Annotated in this window: 25 protein-coding genes; 20 read left to right on the top strand and 5 right to left on the bottom strand. The window is 71.5% G+C overall.

From position 1 onward, the window contains the following. Positions 1-78 precede the first annotated feature (78 nt). The 13 genes from ACTWP8_RS34905 to ACTWP8_RS34965 all read left to right on the top strand — a co-directional run bounded on the left by ACTWP8_RS34905 (position 79) and on the right by ACTWP8_RS34965 (position 12,088). On the top strand, positions 79-954 hold the full coding sequence (locus ACTWP8_RS34905) for a hypothetical protein (RefSeq protein WP_443326099.1): 876 nt from the start codon (positions 79-81) through the stop codon (positions 952-954). Positions 955-1,057: 103 nt separating this feature from the next. After that, positions 1,058-1,777, top strand: a complete 720-nt coding sequence (gene cpaB / locus ACTWP8_RS34910) for a Flp pilus assembly protein CpaB (protein ID WP_443318849.1) — start codon at positions 1,058-1,060, stop codon at positions 1,775-1,777. After that, entirely contained in the window at positions 1,774-3,420 is a 1,647-nt protein-coding gene (locus ACTWP8_RS34915; RefSeq protein WP_443326100.1) for an AAA family ATPase, read from the top strand. Before cpaB ends, ACTWP8_RS34915 begins: the two co-directional genes overlap by 4 nt. Positions 3,421-3,753: 333 nt before the next feature. Next, the gene (locus ACTWP8_RS34920) at positions 3,754-4,083 is read left to right on the top strand and encodes a TadE/TadG family type IV pilus assembly protein (protein ID WP_443326101.1); all 330 of its coding nucleotides are present in this window, start codon (positions 3,754-3,756) and stop codon (positions 4,081-4,083) included. 264 nt (positions 4,084-4,347) lie between these two features. After that, positions 4,348-5,685 (top strand): CpaF family protein, encoded by a 1,338-nt coding sequence (locus ACTWP8_RS34925; RefSeq protein WP_443326102.1) that lies wholly within the window; start codon positions 4,348-4,350, stop codon positions 5,683-5,685. A 6-nt stretch (positions 5,686-5,691) separates the two neighbouring features. Continuing rightward, on the top strand, positions 5,692-6,639 hold the full coding sequence (locus ACTWP8_RS34930; protein WP_443326103.1) for a type II secretion system F family protein: 948 nt from the start codon (positions 5,692-5,694) through the stop codon (positions 6,637-6,639). 15 nt (positions 6,640-6,654) lie between these two features. Further along, complete coding sequence (locus tag ACTWP8_RS34935; RefSeq protein WP_443326104.1) at positions 6,655-7,539, top strand: DUF5936 domain-containing protein; 885 nt, start codon at positions 6,655-6,657, stop codon at positions 7,537-7,539. A gap of 32 nt (positions 7,540-7,571) precedes the next feature. Then, positions 7,572-9,101 (top strand): sensor histidine kinase, encoded by a 1,530-nt coding sequence (locus ACTWP8_RS34940; RefSeq protein WP_443326105.1) that lies wholly within the window; start codon positions 7,572-7,574, stop codon positions 9,099-9,101. Next, complete coding sequence (locus ACTWP8_RS34945) at positions 9,068-9,805, top strand: response regulator (RefSeq protein WP_443326120.1); 738 nt, start codon at positions 9,068-9,070, stop codon at positions 9,803-9,805. The genes ACTWP8_RS34940 and ACTWP8_RS34945 overlap by 34 nt, the downstream gene beginning before the upstream one ends. Before the next feature lie 132 nt (positions 9,806-9,937). Next, positions 9,938-10,123: a hypothetical protein gene (locus ACTWP8_RS34950; RefSeq protein ID WP_443318857.1), complete on the top strand. Its 186-nt coding sequence runs from the start codon at positions 9,938-9,940 to the stop codon at positions 10,121-10,123. Beyond that, positions 10,123-10,794, top strand: coding sequence for a pilus assembly protein TadG-related protein (locus tag ACTWP8_RS34955; RefSeq protein WP_443326121.1), 672 nt, complete (start codon positions 10,123-10,125; stop codon positions 10,792-10,794). The genes ACTWP8_RS34950 and ACTWP8_RS34955 overlap by 1 nt, the downstream gene beginning before the upstream one ends. Before the next feature lie 41 nt (positions 10,795-10,835). Further along, complete coding sequence (locus ACTWP8_RS34960) at positions 10,836-11,435, top strand: hypothetical protein (RefSeq protein WP_443326106.1); 600 nt, start codon at positions 10,836-10,838, stop codon at positions 11,433-11,435. Positions 11,436-11,452: 17 nt separating this feature from the next. Then, on the top strand, positions 11,453-12,088 hold the full coding sequence (locus tag ACTWP8_RS34965; protein ID WP_443326107.1) for an OmpA family protein: 636 nt from the start codon (positions 11,453-11,455) through the stop codon (positions 12,086-12,088). 30 nt (positions 12,089-12,118) lie between these two features. On the opposite strand, the gene ACTWP8_RS34970 is transcribed toward ACTWP8_RS34965, so the two are convergent. Further along, positions 12,119-12,379, bottom strand: a complete 261-nt coding sequence (locus ACTWP8_RS34970; RefSeq protein ID WP_443326108.1) for a DUF397 domain-containing protein — start codon at positions 12,377-12,379, stop codon at positions 12,119-12,121. Further along, positions 12,376-13,239 carry a helix-turn-helix domain-containing protein gene (locus ACTWP8_RS34975; RefSeq protein WP_443326109.1) on the bottom strand — a complete coding sequence of 288 codons (864 nt, stop codon included), beginning with the start codon at positions 13,237-13,239 and terminating at the stop codon, positions 12,376-12,378. The genes ACTWP8_RS34970 and ACTWP8_RS34975 overlap by 4 nt, the downstream gene beginning before the upstream one ends. Positions 13,240-13,396: 157 nt before the next feature. Between ACTWP8_RS34975 and ACTWP8_RS34980 the strand changes: the two genes are divergently transcribed. From ACTWP8_RS34980 to ACTWP8_RS34995, 4 genes are all read left to right on the top strand, one after another. Then, positions 13,397-13,753, top strand: a complete 357-nt coding sequence (locus tag ACTWP8_RS34980; protein WP_443326110.1) for a hypothetical protein — start codon at positions 13,397-13,399, stop codon at positions 13,751-13,753. Positions 13,754-13,818: 65 nt separating this feature from the next. Then, complete coding sequence (locus ACTWP8_RS34985) at positions 13,819-14,598, top strand: SDR family oxidoreductase (protein WP_443326111.1); 780 nt, start codon at positions 13,819-13,821, stop codon at positions 14,596-14,598. A 160-nt stretch (positions 14,599-14,758) separates the two neighbouring features. Beyond that, a complete protein-coding gene (locus tag ACTWP8_RS34990; RefSeq protein WP_443326112.1) occupies positions 14,759-15,022 on the top strand; it encodes a hypothetical protein in 264 nt (87 codons plus the stop codon). A 74-nt stretch (positions 15,023-15,096) separates the two neighbouring features. Next, on the top strand, positions 15,097-15,390 hold the full coding sequence (locus ACTWP8_RS34995; protein WP_443326113.1) for a hypothetical protein: 294 nt from the start codon (positions 15,097-15,099) through the stop codon (positions 15,388-15,390). Between the two features lie 29 nt (positions 15,391-15,419). On the opposite strand, the gene ACTWP8_RS35000 is transcribed toward ACTWP8_RS34995, so the two are convergent. Continuing rightward, positions 15,420-15,746: a DUF397 domain-containing protein gene (locus ACTWP8_RS35000; protein ID WP_443326114.1), complete on the bottom strand. Its 327-nt coding sequence runs from the start codon at positions 15,744-15,746 to the stop codon at positions 15,420-15,422. Beyond that, positions 15,662-16,081, bottom strand: coding sequence for a DUF192 domain-containing protein (locus ACTWP8_RS35005; protein WP_443326115.1), 420 nt, complete (start codon positions 16,079-16,081; stop codon positions 15,662-15,664). The genes ACTWP8_RS35000 and ACTWP8_RS35005 overlap by 85 nt, the downstream gene beginning before the upstream one ends. 166 nt (positions 16,082-16,247) lie before the next feature. Between ACTWP8_RS35005 and ACTWP8_RS35010 the strand changes: the two genes are divergently transcribed. Together ACTWP8_RS35010 and ACTWP8_RS35015 are read left to right on the top strand one after the other, a co-directional pair. After that, positions 16,248-17,159 carry a prepilin peptidase gene (locus ACTWP8_RS35010; protein WP_443326116.1) on the top strand — a complete coding sequence of 304 codons (912 nt, stop codon included), beginning with the start codon at positions 16,248-16,250 and terminating at the stop codon, positions 17,157-17,159. 250 nt (positions 17,160-17,409) lie between these two features. Beyond that, positions 17,410-18,342: a hypothetical protein gene (locus ACTWP8_RS35015; protein ID WP_443326117.1), complete on the top strand. Its 933-nt coding sequence runs from the start codon at positions 17,410-17,412 to the stop codon at positions 18,340-18,342. A 43-nt stretch (positions 18,343-18,385) separates the two neighbouring features. Here ACTWP8_RS35015 and mgrA read toward each other — a convergent pair whose 3' ends face one another. Further along, entirely contained in the window at positions 18,386-19,423 is a 1,038-nt protein-coding gene (gene mgrA, locus ACTWP8_RS35020) for an L-glyceraldehyde 3-phosphate reductase (RefSeq protein WP_443326118.1), read from the bottom strand. Between the two features lie 121 nt (positions 19,424-19,544). On the opposite strand from mgrA, the gene ACTWP8_RS35025 reads away from it, so the two are divergent. Continuing rightward, entirely contained in the window at positions 19,545-20,306 is a 762-nt protein-coding gene (locus ACTWP8_RS35025; RefSeq protein WP_443318870.1) for an isoprenyl transferase, read from the top strand. Positions 20,307-20,328: the final 22 nt, after the last annotated feature.

Here is a 20,328-nt window from a genome sequence, read left to right on the forward strand (position 1 = left end):
GCTGGTGCAGGAGCACAGCGCAGTGTCGATCTGCGGCCGCCGACCCCCCGGCGACCGGAGTGAAACGGGGAGACCGACGTGCCCATCGCCATCGCAGTCACCAGCCCGGACCTCGTGCTTCCGTCCCTCGACCCGCAGACGCCGACCGCCGCCGTGATCCCGCCCCCGCAGGCCAGGACCCTGGAGGCCGCGCTCGCGGAGACCCACCGGCTGCTCGAACGGCACGGCTACGCGATCGTGCTCTATCCCGCCGGAGACGCGCAGCGGGACGTCCACCACCGGCTCCACACCGTCCGGTCCGTCCTGGAGAGCGACCGCATCGCCCTGCTCCGGCTCGACCTGCCGCCGCTCGCCGTCGCCGCGCTCGCCCTCCAGCTCCGCCAGCTGTCCGTCTGCGACTTCAGCCCCGGCGTGCTCGCCTCCGCCGCCCGGCTGCTCTCGCACTATGTCTACGCGGGTGCACTGCTCGGCTCCGTGTCCCGGCTCGACCGGATCCCGGTGAGCCTGGCCTCTCACGCCACGTCCTGGGTGCCGGGCACCCAGTTCGGCGTACTGGCCAACCCCACCCCGCAGATGACCAGACCAGGGGCGGCCGGTGCGGAGCACAGCGGCCTGACCGGGCCCGGGTTCGCCACCCGGCTGCTCGTGGCGAAGGGCAGACTGCAGTCGGACTGGGTCACGGGCACGCTCGCCCGGGACTGGCGGGTGCAGGGCGTCCGGGAGGTGCCGCTGCCGCGGGACTCGGCCGGCTGGTGGGGCACCGGCAGGCTCGTCGAGTTCGCCGCCGCCATCGCGGACATCTCCGTGCTCTACCAGGTCGTCGCCTCGGTCCGGCGGGACGACTGCCGCTGGTGCGGGCTCGAACTCATCGGCGACCGCTGTGCCTTCTGCTCCGCGCCCCTCGCCCCGCCCTCGTCCTCGGCACCCCTCGCGCTGACCGCGGGACCCCATTGACTGCCCATTGACCGTCCGCAGGCCCCCGGGCCGGCGCACCGCCCCGCTCATCGCTCACTGTCCGTCCACCTTCGGATACGTCCCTGAACGAGGTTGCCCGTCAATGAATTCACGCCAGCGCCGCGGCGTCATCCTCATCCTGCTGTCCGTCCTCTGCGCCCTCGGCGCGTTCGCCGGGGTGCTCTCGGTGATCAGCGACGTGCAGTCGAAGGTGGGGCCCGAGACGACGGCGTACGAGCTCGCTGCGGATGTGCAGCCGTACGAGGAGCTCACCGAGGGCCAGTTCAGGAAGGTGCGGATACCGGAGCGCTGGCTCCCCGAGACCGCGGTCACCGACCTCCGCGGCATCGGCGGCAAGATCGCCGTCACTCCGCTCCGCAAGGGTTCGCTGCTGCAGAGCGACATGGTCGTCGACCGGCCGGCGCTCGAGCAGGGCGAGCAGGAGATCGCCATCATGATCGACGCCGCGACGGGCGTGGCCGGCAAGATCCGCCCCGGCAGCACCGTCAACATCTACGCCACCTTCGACGCCGAGAACGCGGGCGGCAAGCCGCAGTCGAAGGTGATCGTCTCCGGCGCCAAGGTGATCGACGTCGGCCGCCTCACCCCCCTCGACCCGGACCAGGACGAGCGCAGGCGCGGCACCACCGAGGCCGTGCCGATCACCTTCGGCCTCGGCACCCTCGACGCCCAGCGCGTCGCGTACGCCGAGTCGTTCGCCTCACACGTCCGCCTCGCCCTGGTCGCCCCCGGCGGCGGCTCCGCCGTCCCGCCCGCCGACCGCACGTACACCCTGGACGGGGACAAGGGGGGCAAAGGATGACGACCAGAATCCTCACCGCCGCCGGTGACCCGGACGCCGCCCGCTCCATCACCACGCTGCTCAGCCAGCTCCCCGACGCCGAACCTTCGCCTCCGGTCGCCGACTCCACCTCCCTCCTCGACACCCTCGCCCGGCTCGCGGCCGAGTCGCTCGAGGAGCTGCCCGAGGTGGTCCTCGTCCACGAGCGCATCGGCCCGGTCCCCGCGCTCGAGCTGATCAGGGAAGTGGCCCTGCGCTTCCCGGCAGTCGGCGTCGTGCTCGTCACGGCCGACACCAGCGCCGGTCTCTTCTCGGCGGTCATGGACTCCGGCGCGCGCGGCCTCATCGCGCTGCCGCTGTCCTACGAGGAGCTGGCGGCCCGCGTCCAGGGCGCCGCGCAGTGGTCCGCGGGCGTGCGGCGCCACCTGGGCGCCGGCGCGGACCTGTTCACCGGGCCCGGCGGCACGGTCGTCGCCGTCGCCGGAGCCAAGGGCGGTGTCGGTGCGACGGTCACCGCCGTCCAACTCGCCCTTGCCGCCCGGGCGTCGGGGCGGACCGTCGCCCTCGTCGACATGGACCTGCAGAGCGGCGACGTGGCCTCGTACCTGGACGTCCAGTTCCGCCGCTCGATCGCGGACCTGGCCGCCATCAGCGACATCTCGCCCCGGGTCCTTCAGGACGCGCTCTTCAGCCACCCCACCGGACTCGGGCTGCTGCTGGCCCCGGCCGAGGGCGAGCGCGGCGAGGACGTCTCCGACCGCGCGGCCCGCCAGATCGTCAGCGCCCTGCGCACCCGCTTCGAGGTCGTGGTCGTCGACTGCGGCAGCCAGATGAACGGCGCGAACGCGGTGGCCGTCGAGATGGCCGACACGGCCCTGCTGGTCACGACACCGGACGTGGTGGCCGTACGGGCGGCCAAGCGTCTCGTACGGCTGTGGGACCGGCTCCAGATCCGCAAGGCGGAGGAGACGGTGACCGTCGTCAACCGGCTCACGCGGCATACGGAGATCCAGCCGCCGCTGGTCGAGAAGATCACCGGTACGCGGGTGGCGCGGGCCGCCGTCCCCGCGAACTTCAAGGAGCTTCAGCCCGCGGTGGATGCGGGCCGGATGCAGGACTTGGACAGCCGGAGCGCGGTGAAGCAGGCGCTGTGGGGGCTGGCCGGGGAGCTCGGTCTGCTGGGCGGCGCGGAGGGGGACGGGGCGCGGGGGCACCGCGTGGGGCGGGGCGGGAGGCCCGGGAAGGCCGGGAAGGCCGTGAAGTTCCGCAGCGACCGGGGGGCGTTCGGGCTCGGGCGGCGGCGCGCGGGCGGCGACAGCGGGCAGGTCGCGGTGGAGTTCCTGGGGATGGTGCCGGTCATCCTGCTCGTCCTGGTCCTGCTGTGGCAGTGCGCGCTGCTCGGCTACACGTACGCGCTCACCGGGAACGCGGCCGACGAGGCGGCGCGCGCCGCGACCGCGGCGGGCAGCCCCGGGCCGTGCGAGGAGGTGGCGACAAAGGAACTCCCGCAGGCGTGGAAGGACAGCGGCCCCGAGATCAACTGTTTCCCGGAGTCCGGCCTGTGGAAAGCCGAGGTCGGGCTGAAAGTTCCGGTGCTCTTTCCGGGAACGGTGGACTTTCCCGTCACGATCATGGGCGAGGCCGGAGCGGCGGAGGAGGGGTGACCCATGGCTGGGGGCTTACGGGTGCGAGGCGCTGACGGCGCGCGGAGCGCCGTCAGCGCGGTGTGCGCGGTGTGCGCGGCTTGCGTCGTGGGCGCGGCCTCATGCGTCGTGGGTCGGGGCCGCGCCGGGGTATCTCCTCGGTCGGCGAACGTGCGGGTTGTCATTCGGCCTCCCGCCGGTGTTCGTTCTCCCCCAGCTACCGCTGGGAGGTGCCCCCAGCCCTGCGGGGACACCCCCGCACACCCCCTTCCCGCCGTCGGCGGCATCGAGAGGTCAGGGCCCGGGCAGCTCTTCGGCAGGACGCCGAGGTCGCGTACACGCGAACTCGGCCAGGTGGCGTTGGAGTTCGTCGGCTTTCTGCCCATCCTGCTGCTCCTCGGTCTGGCCGCGATCCAGCTCGGCGTCGCCGCGTACGCCGTCTCGCAGGCGGGGACGGGCGCGCGTGCCGCGGCCCGTACCGAGTCCTACGAGGAGTCCGGCACCGACGGTGCGACGGCGGGACTGGCGGCGATGAGCGGGTGGCTGGCCGACCGGGCGGACATCACGGTGGGCGGCGGCGCCGACGAGGCCACGGCCACCGCACGGGTCGAGATCCCGTCCGTCATCCCAGGCATCGACAGCTTCGGCACGGCCGAACGCTCGGCCGTCATGCCGCGCGACTGATGGGAGGGGCTGCGGTGGTTGCTCACAGTTGCGGCGGAAAGATTGTCCGGAGGACGGCGTGAAGGGGGTGTGGCGGGGCGTCCCCGCAGGGCTGGGGGCACCTCCCAGCGGTAGCTGGGGGAGAACGAACACCGGCGGGAGGCCGAATGACAACCCGCACGTTCGCCGCCCGAGGAGAGACCCCGGCGCGGCCCCGACCCTCGCGACGGCGGGCAACCACCAGGGCGGAAACAGAAACAGTCACCGCATAGGAGCGCGTACACCATGAGCCTGCGGGCACGCATCACCGCTCCGGAGGAGAACGGCGGGGCCCGCGAGGACGGTCACCTCGTCGCCGTCTACCGCGCCAAGCTGCTCGAGGAGATCGACCTCGCCGAGATGTCCGCGCTGGCGGCCGCCGAGCGCAGGGCCCGCCTCGAGCGCGTCCTCGGCCACATCATCAGCCGCGAGGGCCCGGTCCTCTCCACCGCCGAGCGCTCCCAGCTCATCCGGCGCGTCGTCGACGAGGCCCTCGGCCTCGGCGTGCTCGAACCGCTCCTCGAGGACGCCTCCATCACCGAGATCATGGTCAACGGCCCCGACCAGGTCTTCGTCGAGCGCGGCGGCCGGGTCGAGCAGGTGCCCGTACGGTTCGCCTCGCACGAGCAGCTGATGCAGACGATCGAACGGATCGTCTCCACCGTCAACCGCCGGGTGGACGAGTCGAATCCGATGGTCGACGCCCGCCTGCCGAGCGGCGAGCGCGTCAACGTCATCATCCCGCCGCTGTCCCTGACCGGCGCCACGCTCACCATCCGGCGCTTTCCCCGCTCGTACACGCTCCAGGAGCTGATCGGCCTCGGCACCCTGGACCAGCACATGCTGATGCTGCTGGCCGGGCTGGTGCGGGCGAAGTTCAACGTGATCGTGTCCGGAGCGACCGGCTCCGGGAAGACCACGCTCCTCAACGCCCTCTCCGGGCTGATCCCCGACGGCGAGCGCATCATCACCGTCGAGGACGCGGCCGAGCTGCAGCTCCAGCAGAACCACGTCATCCGGCTCGAGACGCGGCCGCCGAACGTCGAGGGCAAGGGCCAGATCACGGTACGCGACCTGGTCCGCAACTCGCTGCGCATGCGCCCCGACCGCATCATCGTCGGCGAGGTCCGCGGCGGCGAGACGCTCGACATGCTCCAGGCGATGTCGACGGGGCACGACGGCTCGCTCGCCACCGTGCACGCCAACAGCGCCGAGGACGCCCTGATGCGGCTGCAGACCCTGGGCTCCATGTCCGAGGTGAAGATCCCCTTCGAGGCTCTGCGGGACCAGATCAACAGCGCGGTCGACTGCATCGTCCAGCTGACCCGGCACACCGACGGCACCCGCAAGGTCAGCGAGATCGTCATCCTCTCCTCGCGCGGCCGCGAGACCTTCCGGATCGCCACCGTCTGCCGCTTCGACGCCCAGCCCCTGGGCCCGGACCGGATCGTGCACGGCCACTTCGCGTACTTCCCGCTGCCGCGCCGCATCGCGGAGCGGCTCCACCTGGCGAGCGAGCCGATTCCGCAGGCCTTCGGCGTCGCCGCCTCCGACGACCAGCTCGCCACGAGAGAGGCGAAGTAGCCGCCCATGGACACACTTCCGGTCTCCCTGCCCATGCTGACGCTCGGCGTGACTCTGCTGTGCGGGGTGCTCGCGGTCGCGGGCGTGCTCGCGTACGCCTCGGGGCGGGCGCAGCGGCAGGCGCTGGTCGACCGGCTGACCGCGGCCGGGCAGACCGGGGCGGGGCGGCAGCGGCGGTTCGCCGGGGTGGACAGGCGGCTGCGGGGTACGCGGTTCGGCAGGCGCGTCGAGCTGCGGCTGGCCGCGACGGGACTCGACCTCACCCCGGGCGAGTTCGTCGTCTGGATGGCGGCCGGGATCGGCGCGCTGTGGCTGATCGCGGGCTCCTTCCTCGCGGCGTTCTTCGGGCCCGTTGCCGCGCTCATCGGCCTCTGGGCGTCCTTCGCGTTCCTGAACTGGCAGCGGAACAAGCGGATCGAGAAGTTCATCAACCAGCTGCCGGAGATCTCCCGGGTGCTGGCCAACGCCACCCAGGCCGGCCTCGCTCTCCGTACCGCCCTCGCCATGGCGGCCGAGGAACTGGAGGACCCGGCGGGAGCGGAACTGGCCAGGGTCGCCGACCGGCTGGCCCTCGGTCACTCGCTCGACGAGGCGCTCGGCGAGCTGGCCGAGCGGCTGCCCTCGCGCGAGCTCGTCGTCCTCGTCACGACGCTCGTGCTGTCCAACCGGGCCGGAGGGACGGTCGTGGAGTCGCTGCGGAACCTCACGCGGACGCTGGAGGAGCGCAAGGAGACCCGGCGGGAGATCCGGACGCAGCTGTCCCAGGTGACCGTCACCGCGTACGCCGTCCCCGCCATCGGAGTCGGCGCGCTGCTGCTGCTCGACCGCGTGATGCCGGGCGCGCTGGACCGCATGACCGGCTCGTTCCTCGGCCAGGCCGCCGTGATCGTCGCCATTGGTCTTTACGCGGTGGGCTTCTTCCTGGTCCGCCGCCTGTCCCGGATCGACGTCTGAGAGGGGAGGGGCGACATGGGACTGCTGCTCGCCCTCGTGGTCGGCCTGAGCGTCGCGAGCGCCTGCTGCGGCATCGCGCTCTACCGGCGGGACGTCAAACTCCCCGGCGACCTGGCCCTGGCGCTCGAGGTGGGTGCGACGCGTACCGGCGCGGTGGGCTCGCTCATCGACCGTATGGGCATGCGCTACGCCGCGGCGGTGCTGCGCATGATGGGACCCCAGCGGGTCGGCAAGGTCCGGCGCCGGATCGACCTCGCGGGCAACCCCGGAGGCCTGACGATCGACCGCTACGCCGCCCGCCGCGCCGTCTACGGCTTCCTCGGCTTCTTCGGCGCCTTCGTCCTGCTCCTGCGCGGCCAGGCGGTACTCGCCGCGCTGCTCGTCGCCTTCGGCTTCCTGTGGGTGGAAGTCGGCATCTGGGCCGCGGTCCAGCAGCGCAAGGCAGCCATCGAGCGGACGCTCCCGGACTTCCTCGACGTCCTCGCCGTCGTCGTCAGTGCAGGGCTCGGCTTCCGGCAGGCGCTGGACCGGGTCGCGGAGAAGTACGAGGGCCCGTGGGCCGACGAAGTCCGCATCACGCTGCGCCAGATGGACATGGGCGTGAGCCGTCGTCAGGCCTTCGAGGGGCTGCGCAGGCGCAACGACTCCGAGCAGGTCGCCATGTTCGTCACCGCGCTGCAGCAGGGCGAGGAGCTCGGGGCGCCGATCGTCGACACGCTCATCCAGATCGCGAACGACATGCGGCGGGCCGACGCGCAGAACGCCCGGCGGCGCGCGGCGCGCGCGATCCCCAAGGCGACGCTCACGATCACCACGTTCATGCTCCCGGGCACGCTGCTGCTGCTCGTCGCCGGTTTCGTCTTCGGGGCCGATGTGGACTTCGGATCGATCGCGGGCTGACGGGCGAGAAGGGGGGAGAGGGGAAGCGGGGTATGACCACGGAGCACGGAACGGTGGGGGTTTCGGGCCTCATCCGGCTCGGCGGCCCGCGGCCGCGCCGCGACCGGCCGGGCGTCCTGCGGCCGCGCGGCTCAGGGCATCCGGGCCCCTGGCCCAGACCGTGGCGCACCGGGCGCCGCCCCTTCGTACAGGGCGGTCCGGCGGACACGGCGGGCGCGGCGGTGGGCGGAGCGCGCGACGAGCCGACGCTGAAGATCCAGCTGAACGCCCTTCAGGCACTGTGCCGCCAGGTCTTCGGCTTCCGCCTGGCGATGATCGCGCTCGCCGCGCCGATCGCCCTGGGCCGTACCGAACCCGGGCCCTCGACCTGGCTGATCGGCGCGGCGGTCCTGGTCACCTTCATGGTCTCGTACGTGCTGTTCCGCGACTGGGAGCGGTTCGGGCCGCTGCTGCTCAGGCACCCCTCGCTGCTCGCCGCCGACATGCTCTTCGGCGGCCTCCTGCTGATCACCGCAACCCCCGAGTCCACGCTCGCCTTCGTCACGATCTGCACGCCGCTGCTGGCCGGGCTGGTCTACGGGTGGGCCGGTGCAGGGTTCTTCGCAGGGCTGCAGATCCTGATCCTCGCGGCCGTCTACGGAGTCGACCCCGACCTCGACGCGAGGGGCCTGGGGTTCCTGCTGCTGCCGGGCTTCTGTGTGGTCGCAGGAGCGGTGGGGGTCTCGCTGCGCAACCTCATGTTCCGCTTCGGCACGGCGAGTCACGCCCTCACCGAGGCCCGCGCCCGGCTGGCCGTGGCCGAGGCGGTCGCCGAGGAACGCGCCAGGCTCGCCCGCGAGATGCACGACTCGGTCGCCAAGACCCTGCACGGCCTGGCGCTGGCGGCGGACGGCCTGGCCGCATCCGCCGACCGGGCCGACCTCCCCCACTCCGCAGACTCCTCCGACGCCCCCGACCGTAAGGACGCGGAGACGAACACGAGCAGGGACACGGACGCGGCCGCGGACATGGCGACCGTACGGCGCCAGGCCGGCCTGGTGGCCCGCTCCGCCCGCAGGGCCGCGGCCGAGACCCGCGAGCTCCTCTCGGACCTGCGGCGCGAGTCCAGTCTCGACGGCCCGGGCGTCCAGGTCACGGACGAACTCCCCTCCCGCGTGGCCGACTTCTCGCACCGCTCCGGACTGCCCGCGGTCTTCGAACGCATCGGCACCGCGCCCGTCCCGGTCGTCCCGAACGCGGTCGCCCGGCACCTGCTGACCATCGTCTCCGAGGCCCTGGACAACGCGCACCGCCACGCGGCCGCGACCCATGTGAGCGTGGAGGCGGGCATCACGGACGGAATGCTCCGGGTCAGCGTCATCGACGACGGGCACGGCCTGCCGCCCGGCACGAGCCTCGAACAGCTCCGCAGGTCCGGGCACTTCGGCCTGGTCGGCATGGTCGAGCGGGCGGCGTCCATCGGGGCCCGGATCCGAATCGGCACGGGCTGTACGACGTCGGGCACCGAAGTCCGCGTGGAACTGCCCGTATCGGCGCTGCTGAGAGGGGGCCGGGGCCGGTGAACCAGGGCCGCTCCGCACTGCGGATCGTCGTGGCCGACGACAACCCGGTCGTACGGGCCGGGCTGACCGCGCTCCTCGGCGGCCGCGACGACATCGACGTCGTGGCGGAGGCGGCCGACGGGCAGCAGGCGCTCAGGGCGGCACGGGAGCAGCGGCCCGACGTGGTCCTGCTCGACGTCCGCATGCCCGGCGTCGACGGCCTCGCCGCACTGCCGCACCTCGCGCGGGTCGCGCCGGTGCTGATGCTCACCTACAGCCGCGAGAGCGAGACCGTTCAGGAGGCGCTCCGCCTGGGCGCGAGCGGCTATCTCGTCCACGGCGAGTTCACGGCGGTCCAACTCGTCCAGGCCGTACGGGACATCAGGGCGGGCCGTGCCCACTTCACGGCGACGGCGGTGAACGCCTTGGTCGAGCACGTACGCGGTGAACCAGCCGAAATTCCGGCAACCTCTTCGCAGACGCAATCTGTTGTGGGACAGTCGTTGTTCGAACGGCGTCGTGTCCGCGGGGATTTCGGGCTCAGTCGGCGGGAGGGGGAGGTCATGGACCTGATCGCGTCCGGAATGACGAACCAGCAGATCGCCGCCGCCTGCTTCATCACGGAGAAGACGGTGAAGAACCACATCAACCGGATCTTCGCGAAGCTGGGATCGGGCAGCCGCAGTGAAGCCATACTGACGTGGTTGGACGGGGGGCGGTCATGAGACAGCGACGGCGGACACCCCGGCCGAAACCCCCGCTCTGGGCCCGGAATTGGGCCCCTGGGCCCTCGGCGGAACGGGGCATTCGGGCGTACGTTCCGGGTGTTGAGCCGGCCGAACCCGGAGGGGAACCCGATGTTCTGGAAGAACACCGCCGTCAGGGCGATGACGTCCCGTTCGGACAGGGGGCAGACGGCGTTCGAGTACCTGGGCATCATCCTCGTCGTGGTCGTGATCATCGGCGCGATCGTGGGCACCGATATCGGCGGGGACATCACCGACAAGATCATCGAGCAGATCGACAAGATCAAGGCGGGCTGATCGCCGTACGCCGCGGCTCCGGCGACCGAGGGCAGGCGTTCCCCATCTACGTCACGGTGGTGGGGGCCCTGCTCTTTCTCGCGTTCGCATTCTTTGCAGTCGGGCAGGCGTCGGCGACGCGGAACGGGGCGCAGACGGCGGCGGACGCGGCTGCCCTCGCGTGGGCCCAGGACGCCCGGGACCAGCTGCGAACAGGTCTGCTGGACGCCGTCGACAGCGGAGATCCGTGGGAGGACCGGCTGGACGGCGACGGGCCCATCGAGACCGCGGACTGCCCCGGCGCGTACGACTTCGCGGATCGCAACAGAGCCGATGTCACCGACTGTGCCGCTGACATCGGGCTGCAGCCCGAATTCACCGTCGAGGTCCGCACCGAATATCCCGTGGGCCAATCCGTGATCCCCGGAACGGAGAAGAAGTACGGGACGGCGCACGCCACCGCCGTCATCGAGCCGCGCTGCCGCCTCAAGAGCGGAGGCGACGGCGAAGGGGGAGGCGACGGCAAGGGCAAAGGCGACGGCAAAGGTGACGGCAAGGGCAAAGGCGACGGGCCGTCCCGCGTCGAGTTCACCTGCGACGACCGGGACTGGACGATCGATCCCGGCGGCGGCGGTCTCCTGCCCAGCGCGTCCGACCTGTTCTCCGTGCATCTGACCGACCCAGCCGACTGAGCCGAGAGCGACGACCCGCGAGACCGAAGGAAGCAGCGCAGATGAGGACCCGACACTTCAGGACGGCCCGCAGAGGAGCGGCCGTGGTGGCCCTCGCCACCGCACTGACATTCACGGTCGTCGGCTGCGGTGGCGATGCGGAGAACGGCGGCGACGGATCCGCCCCCGCCGCGTCGTCCTCCAAGAAGCCCGGCGGGCACGCCGACAACGCCCCCGCGAACGAGGTGCCGGACGCGAGTCGGACGCTGGCCGTCATCAACGGCTCGGAAGGCCTGGTGCTCACCGTCCATTCGGCACAGCGGGACTCCGGCGGATTCGTCACGGTCAACGCCGAGGTGAAGAACACCGGGAACGAGTCGTTCTACGGCGTCAGCGCCTGGCGTGGCTACGAGCAGGAGATCGTCCAGGGCAGCGGCCGGTCGGTGGGCGGCGCCATGCTCGTCGACCAGAAGGGCAAGAAGCGCTACTACGTCCTGCGCGACACCGAGGGGCGCTGCCTGTGCACCACGGGGCTGAGCAAGGTCGAGGCGGGCAAGTCGGTTGCCGTCTTCATGCAGTTCCCGGCCCCGCCGGAAGAGACCACCGAGGTGGACTTCCAGATGCCGACCTTCCCCAGCGCGACGATCGAGATCTCCCCATGAGCGCCCCAGTGCACCCAATGCCCCGCCTCCGTCCGCGCCTGGCCGTCACCGCTGTGGCTACCGCCGTACTCATCGCCGCTGTGCCCCTCGTGTCGGCCACCACCGCGTACGCCGACGACGAGCCCAGCGTGCCGCCGGGCAGCATCACCAAGCCGTCCCCGCCGGTTGAGGTCGACGGGAACGACCCCGACCTGAAGATGGTGGACGGCGGGACTCTCGCCCCCGCCAAGGTGCTCGACATCAAGTCCGTCGTCGAGGACCTCGGCGGCGAGGAGCGGCGCGAGGACACCAACTCCGACGTCAAGTACGCGCTCCAGGCCGAAGTCCTCTTCGGCAAGGACAGCGCCAAGCTCAGCAGCGACGCTCACCGGCGCATCGAGGCGATCGCCGGGGAGATCAAGGCACAGGACGCGGACCGGGTACGTGTCTTCGGCTTCACCGACAACCTCGGCTCGTCCGCGCACGGCGACGTCCTGTCCAAGCAGCGCGCCAACGCCGTCCACAAGGAGCTCACCAAGAGCCTCGGCGCCGGCATCACCTTCGAGATCCGCGGATACGGCGAGCAGTACCCCATCGCGGACAACAGCATCGAGGAAGGCCGCAAGAAGAACCGCCGCGTCGAGGTCTCGTTTCCGCGCGGCGACGCGGGCTGACGGCCGCGCCGCGCGCGGGGGTGGCCGCGGTCAGCGCCCGGCGGCGTACGCGACGAAGTCGGCCCACGCGGCCGGGGTGAAGGCGAGCTGTGGGCCCTGCTTGTCCTTGGAGTCGCGGACGTGGACCGTGCCGGGGGTTGCCGCGATCTCGACGCAATCAGGGCCGTCGGGCGTGCTGTAGCTGCTCTTGATCCATGCGACCTCGACGCAAGCGGGGCCGTCGTCCGTGCTGTAGCTGCTCTTTATCCACTCCAGCGCGGACCCGGTTCCGGCAGAGGGCTTGATGGTCATGTGTCTCCCCGCAGTTTCTCGATGAAGGCCAGCGACTCTCGTGGCGTGAGAGCTTGCGCCCGGATGATCCCATAACGCATGTCGAGGATCTGGACCTGCTTCGGATCGGCGATCACACGGCTGATCATCTGGACCTCGGAGTGCCCCACCGTGCTGCCGTCCCTGAGCCTGAGCAGCCGGAACGAACCGCCGAGGCCGGAGTTCTCCTCGCGGCTCAGAGGCAAGACCTGGAGGTCCACTTTCCGCAACTGACCGATCTCCAACAGCCGTTCGAGTTGCCTACGCATCACCATTCTGCCTCCGATGAGACGACGCAGCGTCGACTCGCACTGCACAAAGCTGAAAACCGGCCGTGCCGTCGAGCCGTCGATGATCTCTTGGCGGGCAATACGCGCGGCCACCCGCTGCTCAAGCTCGTCCTCAGTGAACGGCGGCCGTCGGGCGCCGAACACCGCTCGCGCATACTCCTCGGTCTGGACCAGCCCCTCAATGACCGAGTTGTTGTACGCACACAGCTCGAAGGTCTCAGCCTCCAGCTTCTTCAGATCCCGTACCTTCTTCGGGTACCGGGCCTCCGCCACGTCCTTCTTCATCGCCGCGATCTTGCCGCCCGCGCCCAGGACTTCGTCCGCCTTGTCCAGGAACTCCGGCCGGGGGATCCGCCTCCCCCGCTCGACGGACGAGACCAGTTCCTCCCCGTACCCGATAGCCGACCCGAAATCCGCCTGCCGCAGCCCCGCCGCTTCCCGCCACAGCTTGACCTGACGACCGACTGCCTTCATCACGGCTCCCGAGTCGTCCTCCAGCGCCGCGTCCCAGCGAGACTCGTCCGACCCGTCCGTCGTGTAGTCCGTACCCATTGCTCGCCCCACCTCCGTCGTGCCCGTAGCCAACGGCGCCCGCGCCCGGCGCGTCACGGCGTACCGGCCGGACTGATCCGGCCCGCGGCCGGACAGTCACCGTCCGTGCGGACATCGTTACAGTTCAGCGTAGGCAGGGGTGACCACGCTGAGTGATGTGAACCGAGAAATCACCACGACCGAAACCCCCACCCCCGTACGCCACTTCACCGTGCAGCTCTCCGCACCGCGCCGAGGCGCCCGGCTCGCCCGGCTGCTCGCGACGGAGCAACTGCCCTCCTGGGAGTTGCCGTTCGGCGTGGTCGCGCACCTCGTCGAGGTGCGCGCCGACCGCTGGGGCGTGGTCCCCGGACCGCCGCCCTGCAAGACCGTCCCGGGCGGAGCGGTGGCCCCCATCCCTCATGACAAGGCACGCCGCGCCCTTCTCGAAGCTGCCGGCAGGGCTGAGTGGACCGCGGCCTCCACCTCATGGGTCCCCCGGGTGTCACACCCGGGTGGTGGATCCGCGTCGTAACGGGTGACATGCAATGTAGAGGGCGGCCCACTCCGTACCGCGGCCGCCGCTGGGAGGCGCTACCTGTGAACGGACCCATTCTGGTGACCGGTGGTACCGGCACGCTCGGTAAGGCCGTCGTGCGGCGGCTGCTCGACGACGGGCGGGACGTACGCGTGCTGAGCCGGCGGCCGCGACCGGCCGACGACCGCAGCCCGTACGAGTGGGCGACCGGGGACATGAAGACCGGGGCCGGATTGGATGCCGCCGTGGCGGGGGCGAGGGTGGTCATTCACTGCGCCACGACCGGCGGCAAGGGCGACGTGGAGGCGACGCGTCGGCTGATCGAGGTGGCGCGGCGGCAATCGGCACCTCCGCACCTGCTCTACATCTCGATCGTCGGCATTGACCGGATCCCCTTCTTCTACTACCGCGCCAAGCTCGAATCGGAGCGGCTGATCGAGCAGTCAGGACTGCCGTGGACCGTGCTGCGCACGACCCAGTTCCACGACCTGATCGCGATGATCACGGAGGCCCAGCGGCGGCTGCCGGTGACGCTGACGATCTCCGGGGCCCGCTTCCAGCCGGTCGAGGTACGCGAGGTGGCCGACCAGCTCGTAGAGCTCGCGACCGGCGAGCCCGCGGGCCGCGTGCCCGACATGGGCGGGCCGGAGATCCGTACCCACACCGATCTGGCCCGCGCCTACCTGGAGTCCGTCGGGCGGCGCCGCAGGGTGGTGCCGCTGTGGCTGCCGGGCGGCATGTTCACGGCACTCCGGAAGGGCGGCAACCTGGCACCGGATCAGGCCGTCGGGCGCGGCACGTTCGAGGAGTTTCTGAGGGAGAGGGCGACGAAGCCGGTGTAGCGAGAGCCGGCCCAGCAGGTCTGCCGCACCGGGTCGCCGGGGCCCGGGACCCGCGCGGCGAGGCCCTCGCGGCCTGCCCGCAAAAGGCTGCGCGACCAACCTCCTTGGCTCTGAAGCCGGAAGAGATCTCGCGGTCGGTATTCGGTTGTATTCTCTGTTTGTGGCTGACACGACCATAAAGATCACGGAAGAGATTCGGGACCGGTTGCGTCTCCTGGCCGAGGAGCGGAGCATGAGCACGCGCGCCTTCGTCGAGAAGCTGGTCGCCGAGATTCCGACGGAGTCCGAACGAGCGGAGCGCACCGCCCGGGGTATCGCCTACGTGAGTGCCAATCTCGGCGTGGATCTGACCGATGCGGATCTCCGGGACGGCGACGAGTGGCGGCATGCGATCGCCGCGCGCCGGGTCGGGAGCCGCAGGTGATCATTCTCGATCACACAGCAGTCACCGCTCTGTGCCGGGGGCATCGGCTGTTATCCAGCATCGCTGTCGTTGAGGTGGACGACCCGGCGCAACGGGCCCACATCCCGGCACTGTGCCTGGTTGCCGCGAGCCTGGAACTGCCGGGCGCTGCGGCACACGTCGGTGCCCTGCCGGGCCTGGAGTTCCTGAACCTCGAATTCGCAGGAACCGCTGCGGTCGAGCAGGTGGTGTCCGCAGGCGTCGACTGGGCGTACGCACACGCTGTCTACGCCGCCGCATCGGGCGCGGTGGAGGGACAGGTGCTGACCGCGACACCTGACGCTTACAACGGAACCGGGGTCTGGGCCGTCGACATCGGCAAGCCGTGAGCGGGTGCGAACCGAAGTGGTCAGGCGCGTTACTCCGTCGGCGCCCCGCCGTTGTGCGACCCCGGCTCCAGGTCGAACTCCCCGTCCCGCGCACCGAGTGCGAACGCCCGCCACTCCGCCTCCGTGTACCGCAGCACGGTCTCGGGGGCGGCTGTCGACCGCATGGCCACCGCACCGCCCGGGAGGTACGCGATCTCGACGCGCTCGTCGGCGCCGCTGGGCGCGCTGTGCCACTCGACGCCGGAGAGGTCGAGGGCGTAAAGCTCTGAGCCTACTTGGGGCGTCTGCCTCCCCGCCCGTGCGCGGCAGACGGGGCTCCGACGACCTCGACGCGCGCCCCGGCCCGCAGCCCCCATCGCGCCATCGCCCCCGCCTCCGCCTCGAGCACATGCCGCGAGCGGGGCCGAGGCAGCCCGAGACGGCCGGGCCGCATGGTCCGTACGGCGATCACGCGCAGGCCGCGGTCCAGATACGCGACGTCGATCGCGAACCGCATCCGGAAGGTGTGCACGCTCCCGGCCGGGCTGAGCAGGATGGCGCCCTCGATGCCGTCACGCCCGAGGAGCCCGCGGGTTCGGGCGCGGTAGGACGCGGCGATCTCGAGCGGGATCGCGGGCCCGGATCCCGTGGCTCCGCGCACGTCATCCGCGACGCGCAACAGCGCAACGCCGTCCCGCCAACGACTCCCCATACCCATCCCCCTGCCGGTGCCACTGCTTCAGCTGAGCGTTCTACCAGACGGGCGCGGGCAGCCGGACCAGCGCGGGCAGCGGCGTTTCCGCCCGGCACCGGCACCGGCACCGGCCCGCTCGGACCGGGCCCATGACGCCTCGGGCGGCAGTCCGTAAGGTCGGAGGGTGCATCTGCTGCTGATCGTGCTCGCCGCCGCCTTCGGAGGCGTCGCCGGGCTGCTCGTGCCCCGGGCGGTGTACCGGCTGGCCGTCGAGCCGGGGGAGCCGTGGCGCGCCGCGTGCCCGGCCGGGCACGCGCTCACCGGTGCCGCCCGTGGCTGGCTCGGCCTCGCGCGCTGCCCCGTCTGCACTCGTGTCGGTGCCGAACCGGCAGCCGAGCGCGGCGGGACCCGGAACACCGGCCGCCCCGGCCCCGGCGCGCTGCCGGAGACCGCCGACGCCGACACCGGCTCCGTACCGACCGCCGCCGCACGGGCAGATGCGGACGCGCCCCCGACCACCCGCGCGTGGCCCGCCCGGCGCGGCGGGTGGTACGGGCCCGGGCGCGCCGCCACCGCCGTCGGTGCGGCACTCGCGTGCGGCGCGCTCGCGGCGGCCACCGGGCCGCGCCCCGAGCTGGCGGTGTGGCTGCTGCTCGTCCCCTTCCTGCTCGTGCTCGCACTCGTGGACCGGGCCGTGCACCGGCTGCCCGACGTCCTCACCCTCACCCTCCCCGGCGCGGCCGCCGCCCTGCTCGGCGCGGCCGCTCCGCTGCCCGGGCACGCGGGCTCGTGGGCCGGCGCGCTGCTCGGTGGGCTCGGGCTCGGCGGCGCGTACCTCGTCCTGTTCCTGATCCACCCCAGCGGCATGGGCTTCGGCGACGTCAAGCTGGCGCTCACGCTGGGGGTCGCCCTGGGGTGGTACGGCTGGCCGGTGCTCTTCGCGGGCGCGTTCGCCAGTTTCCTGCTCGGGGCCCTCTACGGCGCAGGGCTGCTGCTGACGCGGCGCGCCGGGCGCAAGGCGGCCCTGCCCTTCGGTCCCTTCATGATTTCCGGGGCTCTGCTCGGTGTGCTGCTGGGCGGTATCGGCGCCGCATGAGGCGCCGGAAGGGCTCGCCGGGGCAGGACCCAGGCGGCCCCGGCGTCAGCCCGCCGCGCACCGTCACCCCCGACGATGCACGGACCACCCCGCACAAGAGGCTATGGTGGAAACCCCCCCTCGGGCCGGTCCGTATCCCCCCCACGGACCGGCCCGCTTTTCTTTCCGCACCCGGAATCCCCATACACCCCAGTGAACTCTTAGTAGAATTCCGGGGCTTGATGGCGCCCGAGTGGGGGAGAGGGAGTCGATGACTTACGGGGGATGGGGGCCGCCCAACGGTCCAGGACAGGGCGGCCCGGGGAACGGGGGCCCGTACTGGGGCCCGCCTCCGCACAACCCGAATCCGTACCCGTACCCGTACCCGTATCCGGACCCGCACCCCCAGCCCTACGTGCCGCCGCAGCCTGCCAGGCGGCGCAGCGGCTGCGGCTGCCTCGCCTTCGCCTTCGCACCGGCCTTCGTCTCCGCCAGGAGGCGCGCCGACGCGATCTTCAACACGCCGGGGCCCGGCCGCATCGACGACCCGTCCATCCGCCAGGTCCAGAACTGCCGCGCCCTCGTGGGAGCGTTCGCGACCTTTCTCCTCATCTATACCTATGGCACCGACGGCGGCTGGAGCGACGTGGTCGACGACAGCGCGCTGAAGCTGTTCGCCGCACCCTGGCTGCTGATCTTCACCGGGCCGCTGGTGGTCGCCGGGTTCATCCGCTACGCGCCCCCCGAGCACCGGCCCACCCTCCGCTCCCGGCTGCGGTCGCCGCTCAAGGCGGTGGGGTGGTACCTGGGGGCGCTCCTGCTGTTCATCGGCTGCCTCGCGCTGTTCGCCCTGGTCATGTACCAACAGGGGGCGGGCGGGAGCATCAGTTTGCTGGCCTCGGTCATGGTTCTCGCGTTGTTTTTCCCGGTGGTCTGGCTGGCGTTCTTCCTTCTGTTCGCCTCCGGGAAGGCCGCCCGCTATGCCTTCAACACCGCCGATGTGCATGCCGCGCTGCCCGCGCTGCTGACCCTGGTCCTGGTCTGGGAGCTGACGCTCCTCAGCGTCGCCGTCGACGGCATGCCGCACGGCCCCCTGCCCGTCCGGCTCTGCGGCATCCTGGGCGGGCCGCTGTCCGTGACCGGGGTGGCGCTCTGGGAGCTGCGGAGGCTACGGATGCGGTACGGCGTCCGCATCCGCCACTGACCACTGGCCGCTGACCACTGGTCGGCGGCCATGGGGCCATGGGTCAGCTCCGGCCCGCCCAGATGTTCACGCCCTCCGTCGACTGCGCGAACGAGTCGATCTCCTTCAGCTCCTCGGCCGTGAGCGGCGGTGCACCGAGGGCCGCGACGTTCGCCTCCAGCTGCGCCACGCTCGATGCGCCGATCAGTGCCGACGTCATCCGCTCGTCCCGCAGCACCCAGTTCAGCGCCATCTGGGCGAGCGACTGGCCGCGGGCCCGCGCGATCTCGTTCAGACCGCGCAGCCGCCGTACGACCTCGTCGGTCAGCAGCCCCGGGTCGAGGGACTTGCCCTGCGAGGCCCGCGAGCCCTCGGGGATGCCGGCGAGGTACTTGTCCGTCAGCAGACCCTGGGCGAGCGGCGCGAAGGAGATGCAGCCCATGCCCTCCGCCTCCAGGGTGTCGAGCAGCCGGTCGTCCTCGGTCCAACGGTTGATCATGGAGTACGACGGCTGGTGGATCAGCGGGCGCACCCCCATCCCGCGCAGCAGCCGCGCCGCTTCCGCCGTCTGCTCCGCGGTGTACGAGGAGACGCCGGCGTACAGCGCCTTGCCCTGCTGGACGGCGGACGCGAGCGCGCCCATCGTCTCCTCGAGCGGCGTCTCCGGGTCGAACCGGTGCGAGTAGAAGATGTCGACGTAGTCGACGCCCATCCGCTTCAGCGAGGCGTCGAGCGAGGACAGCAGATACTTGCGGGAGCCCCACTCGCCGTACGGGCCGGGGTGCATCAGATAGCCGGCCTTGGTGGAGAGCACCAGTTCGTCCCGGTACGGGCGGAAATCCTGGGCGAAGAGCTTGCCGAAGTTCAGCTCGGCCGAGCCGGGCGGCGGGCCGTAGTTGTTCGCCAGGTCGACGTGTGTGACGCCGAGGTCGAAGGCGCGGCGCAGGATCGCCCGCTGCGATTCCAGAGCGCGGTCGTCGCCGAAGTTGTGCCACAGCCCGAGGGAGATCGCGGGCAGCTTGAGCCCGCTGCGGCCCGTGCGCCGGTACTCCATGGCGTCGTAGCGCCCGTCGGCGGCGCGGTAGGAAGAGGTCTCTGTCACAGCTTCTTCCCTATCACGCCACAATGACATACCTCCCGGCCCCTGCGTTGGGCCCGGCAGCCGCGGGAGCAGTAGGGTGCAGGCTCCGGGGGCCGCTACGCACGGAGGGGCTGGAGAAGGCATGAACCTGCGCGACCTGGTGTACAAGCTCTACGCACGCCGGGTGGAAGGCCGCCTCGACCATGCCCAGGTACCGAAGCACATCGGCGTCATCCTCGACGGCAACCGTCGCTGGGCGCGCGCCTCCGGCGGAACCGCGGAGCAGGGTCACCAGGCCGGGGCCGAGAAGATCCGGGAGCTGCTGGGCTGGTGCGCCGAGACGGACGTCGAGGTGGTCACGCTGTGGCTGCTGTCCACGGACAATCTCGACCGGCCGGAGGAGGAGCTCGTACCGCTGCTCGGCATCATCGAGGACGCGGTGCGCGACCTCGCGGCGGACGGGCGCTGGCGCGTGCACCACGTGGGGAACCGGGACCTGCTGCCGGCCCGTACGCAGTCCGTCCTCAAGGAGGCGGAGCAGGCCACGGTCGGCGTCGGCGGGATACTCGTGAACGTGGCCGTGGGCTACGGCGGCCGCCAGGAGATCGCGGACGCGGTGCGGTCGATTCTGCTCGACCACGCGAGCAAGGGGACGTCCTTCGAGGAGCTCGCGGAGATCGTCGACATCGACCTGATCGCCGAGCACCTTTACACACGGGGGCAGCCGGATCCGGACCTGGTGATCCGCACGAGCGGGGAGCAGCGGCTGTCCGGCTTCATGCTGTGGCAGAGCGCGCACTCCGAGTACTACTTCTGCGAGGTCTTCTGGCCCGCGTTCCGGAAGGTGGACTTCCTGCGGGCGCTGCGGGACTACGCGGCGCGGCACAGGCGCTACGGAGCCTGACCCCTCGCCGGTCAGGCCGCTC

Source organism: Streptomyces sp. 7N604 (assembly GCF_052245475.1).
GTDB lineage: Bacteria > Actinomycetota > Actinomycetes > Streptomycetales > Streptomycetaceae > Streptomyces.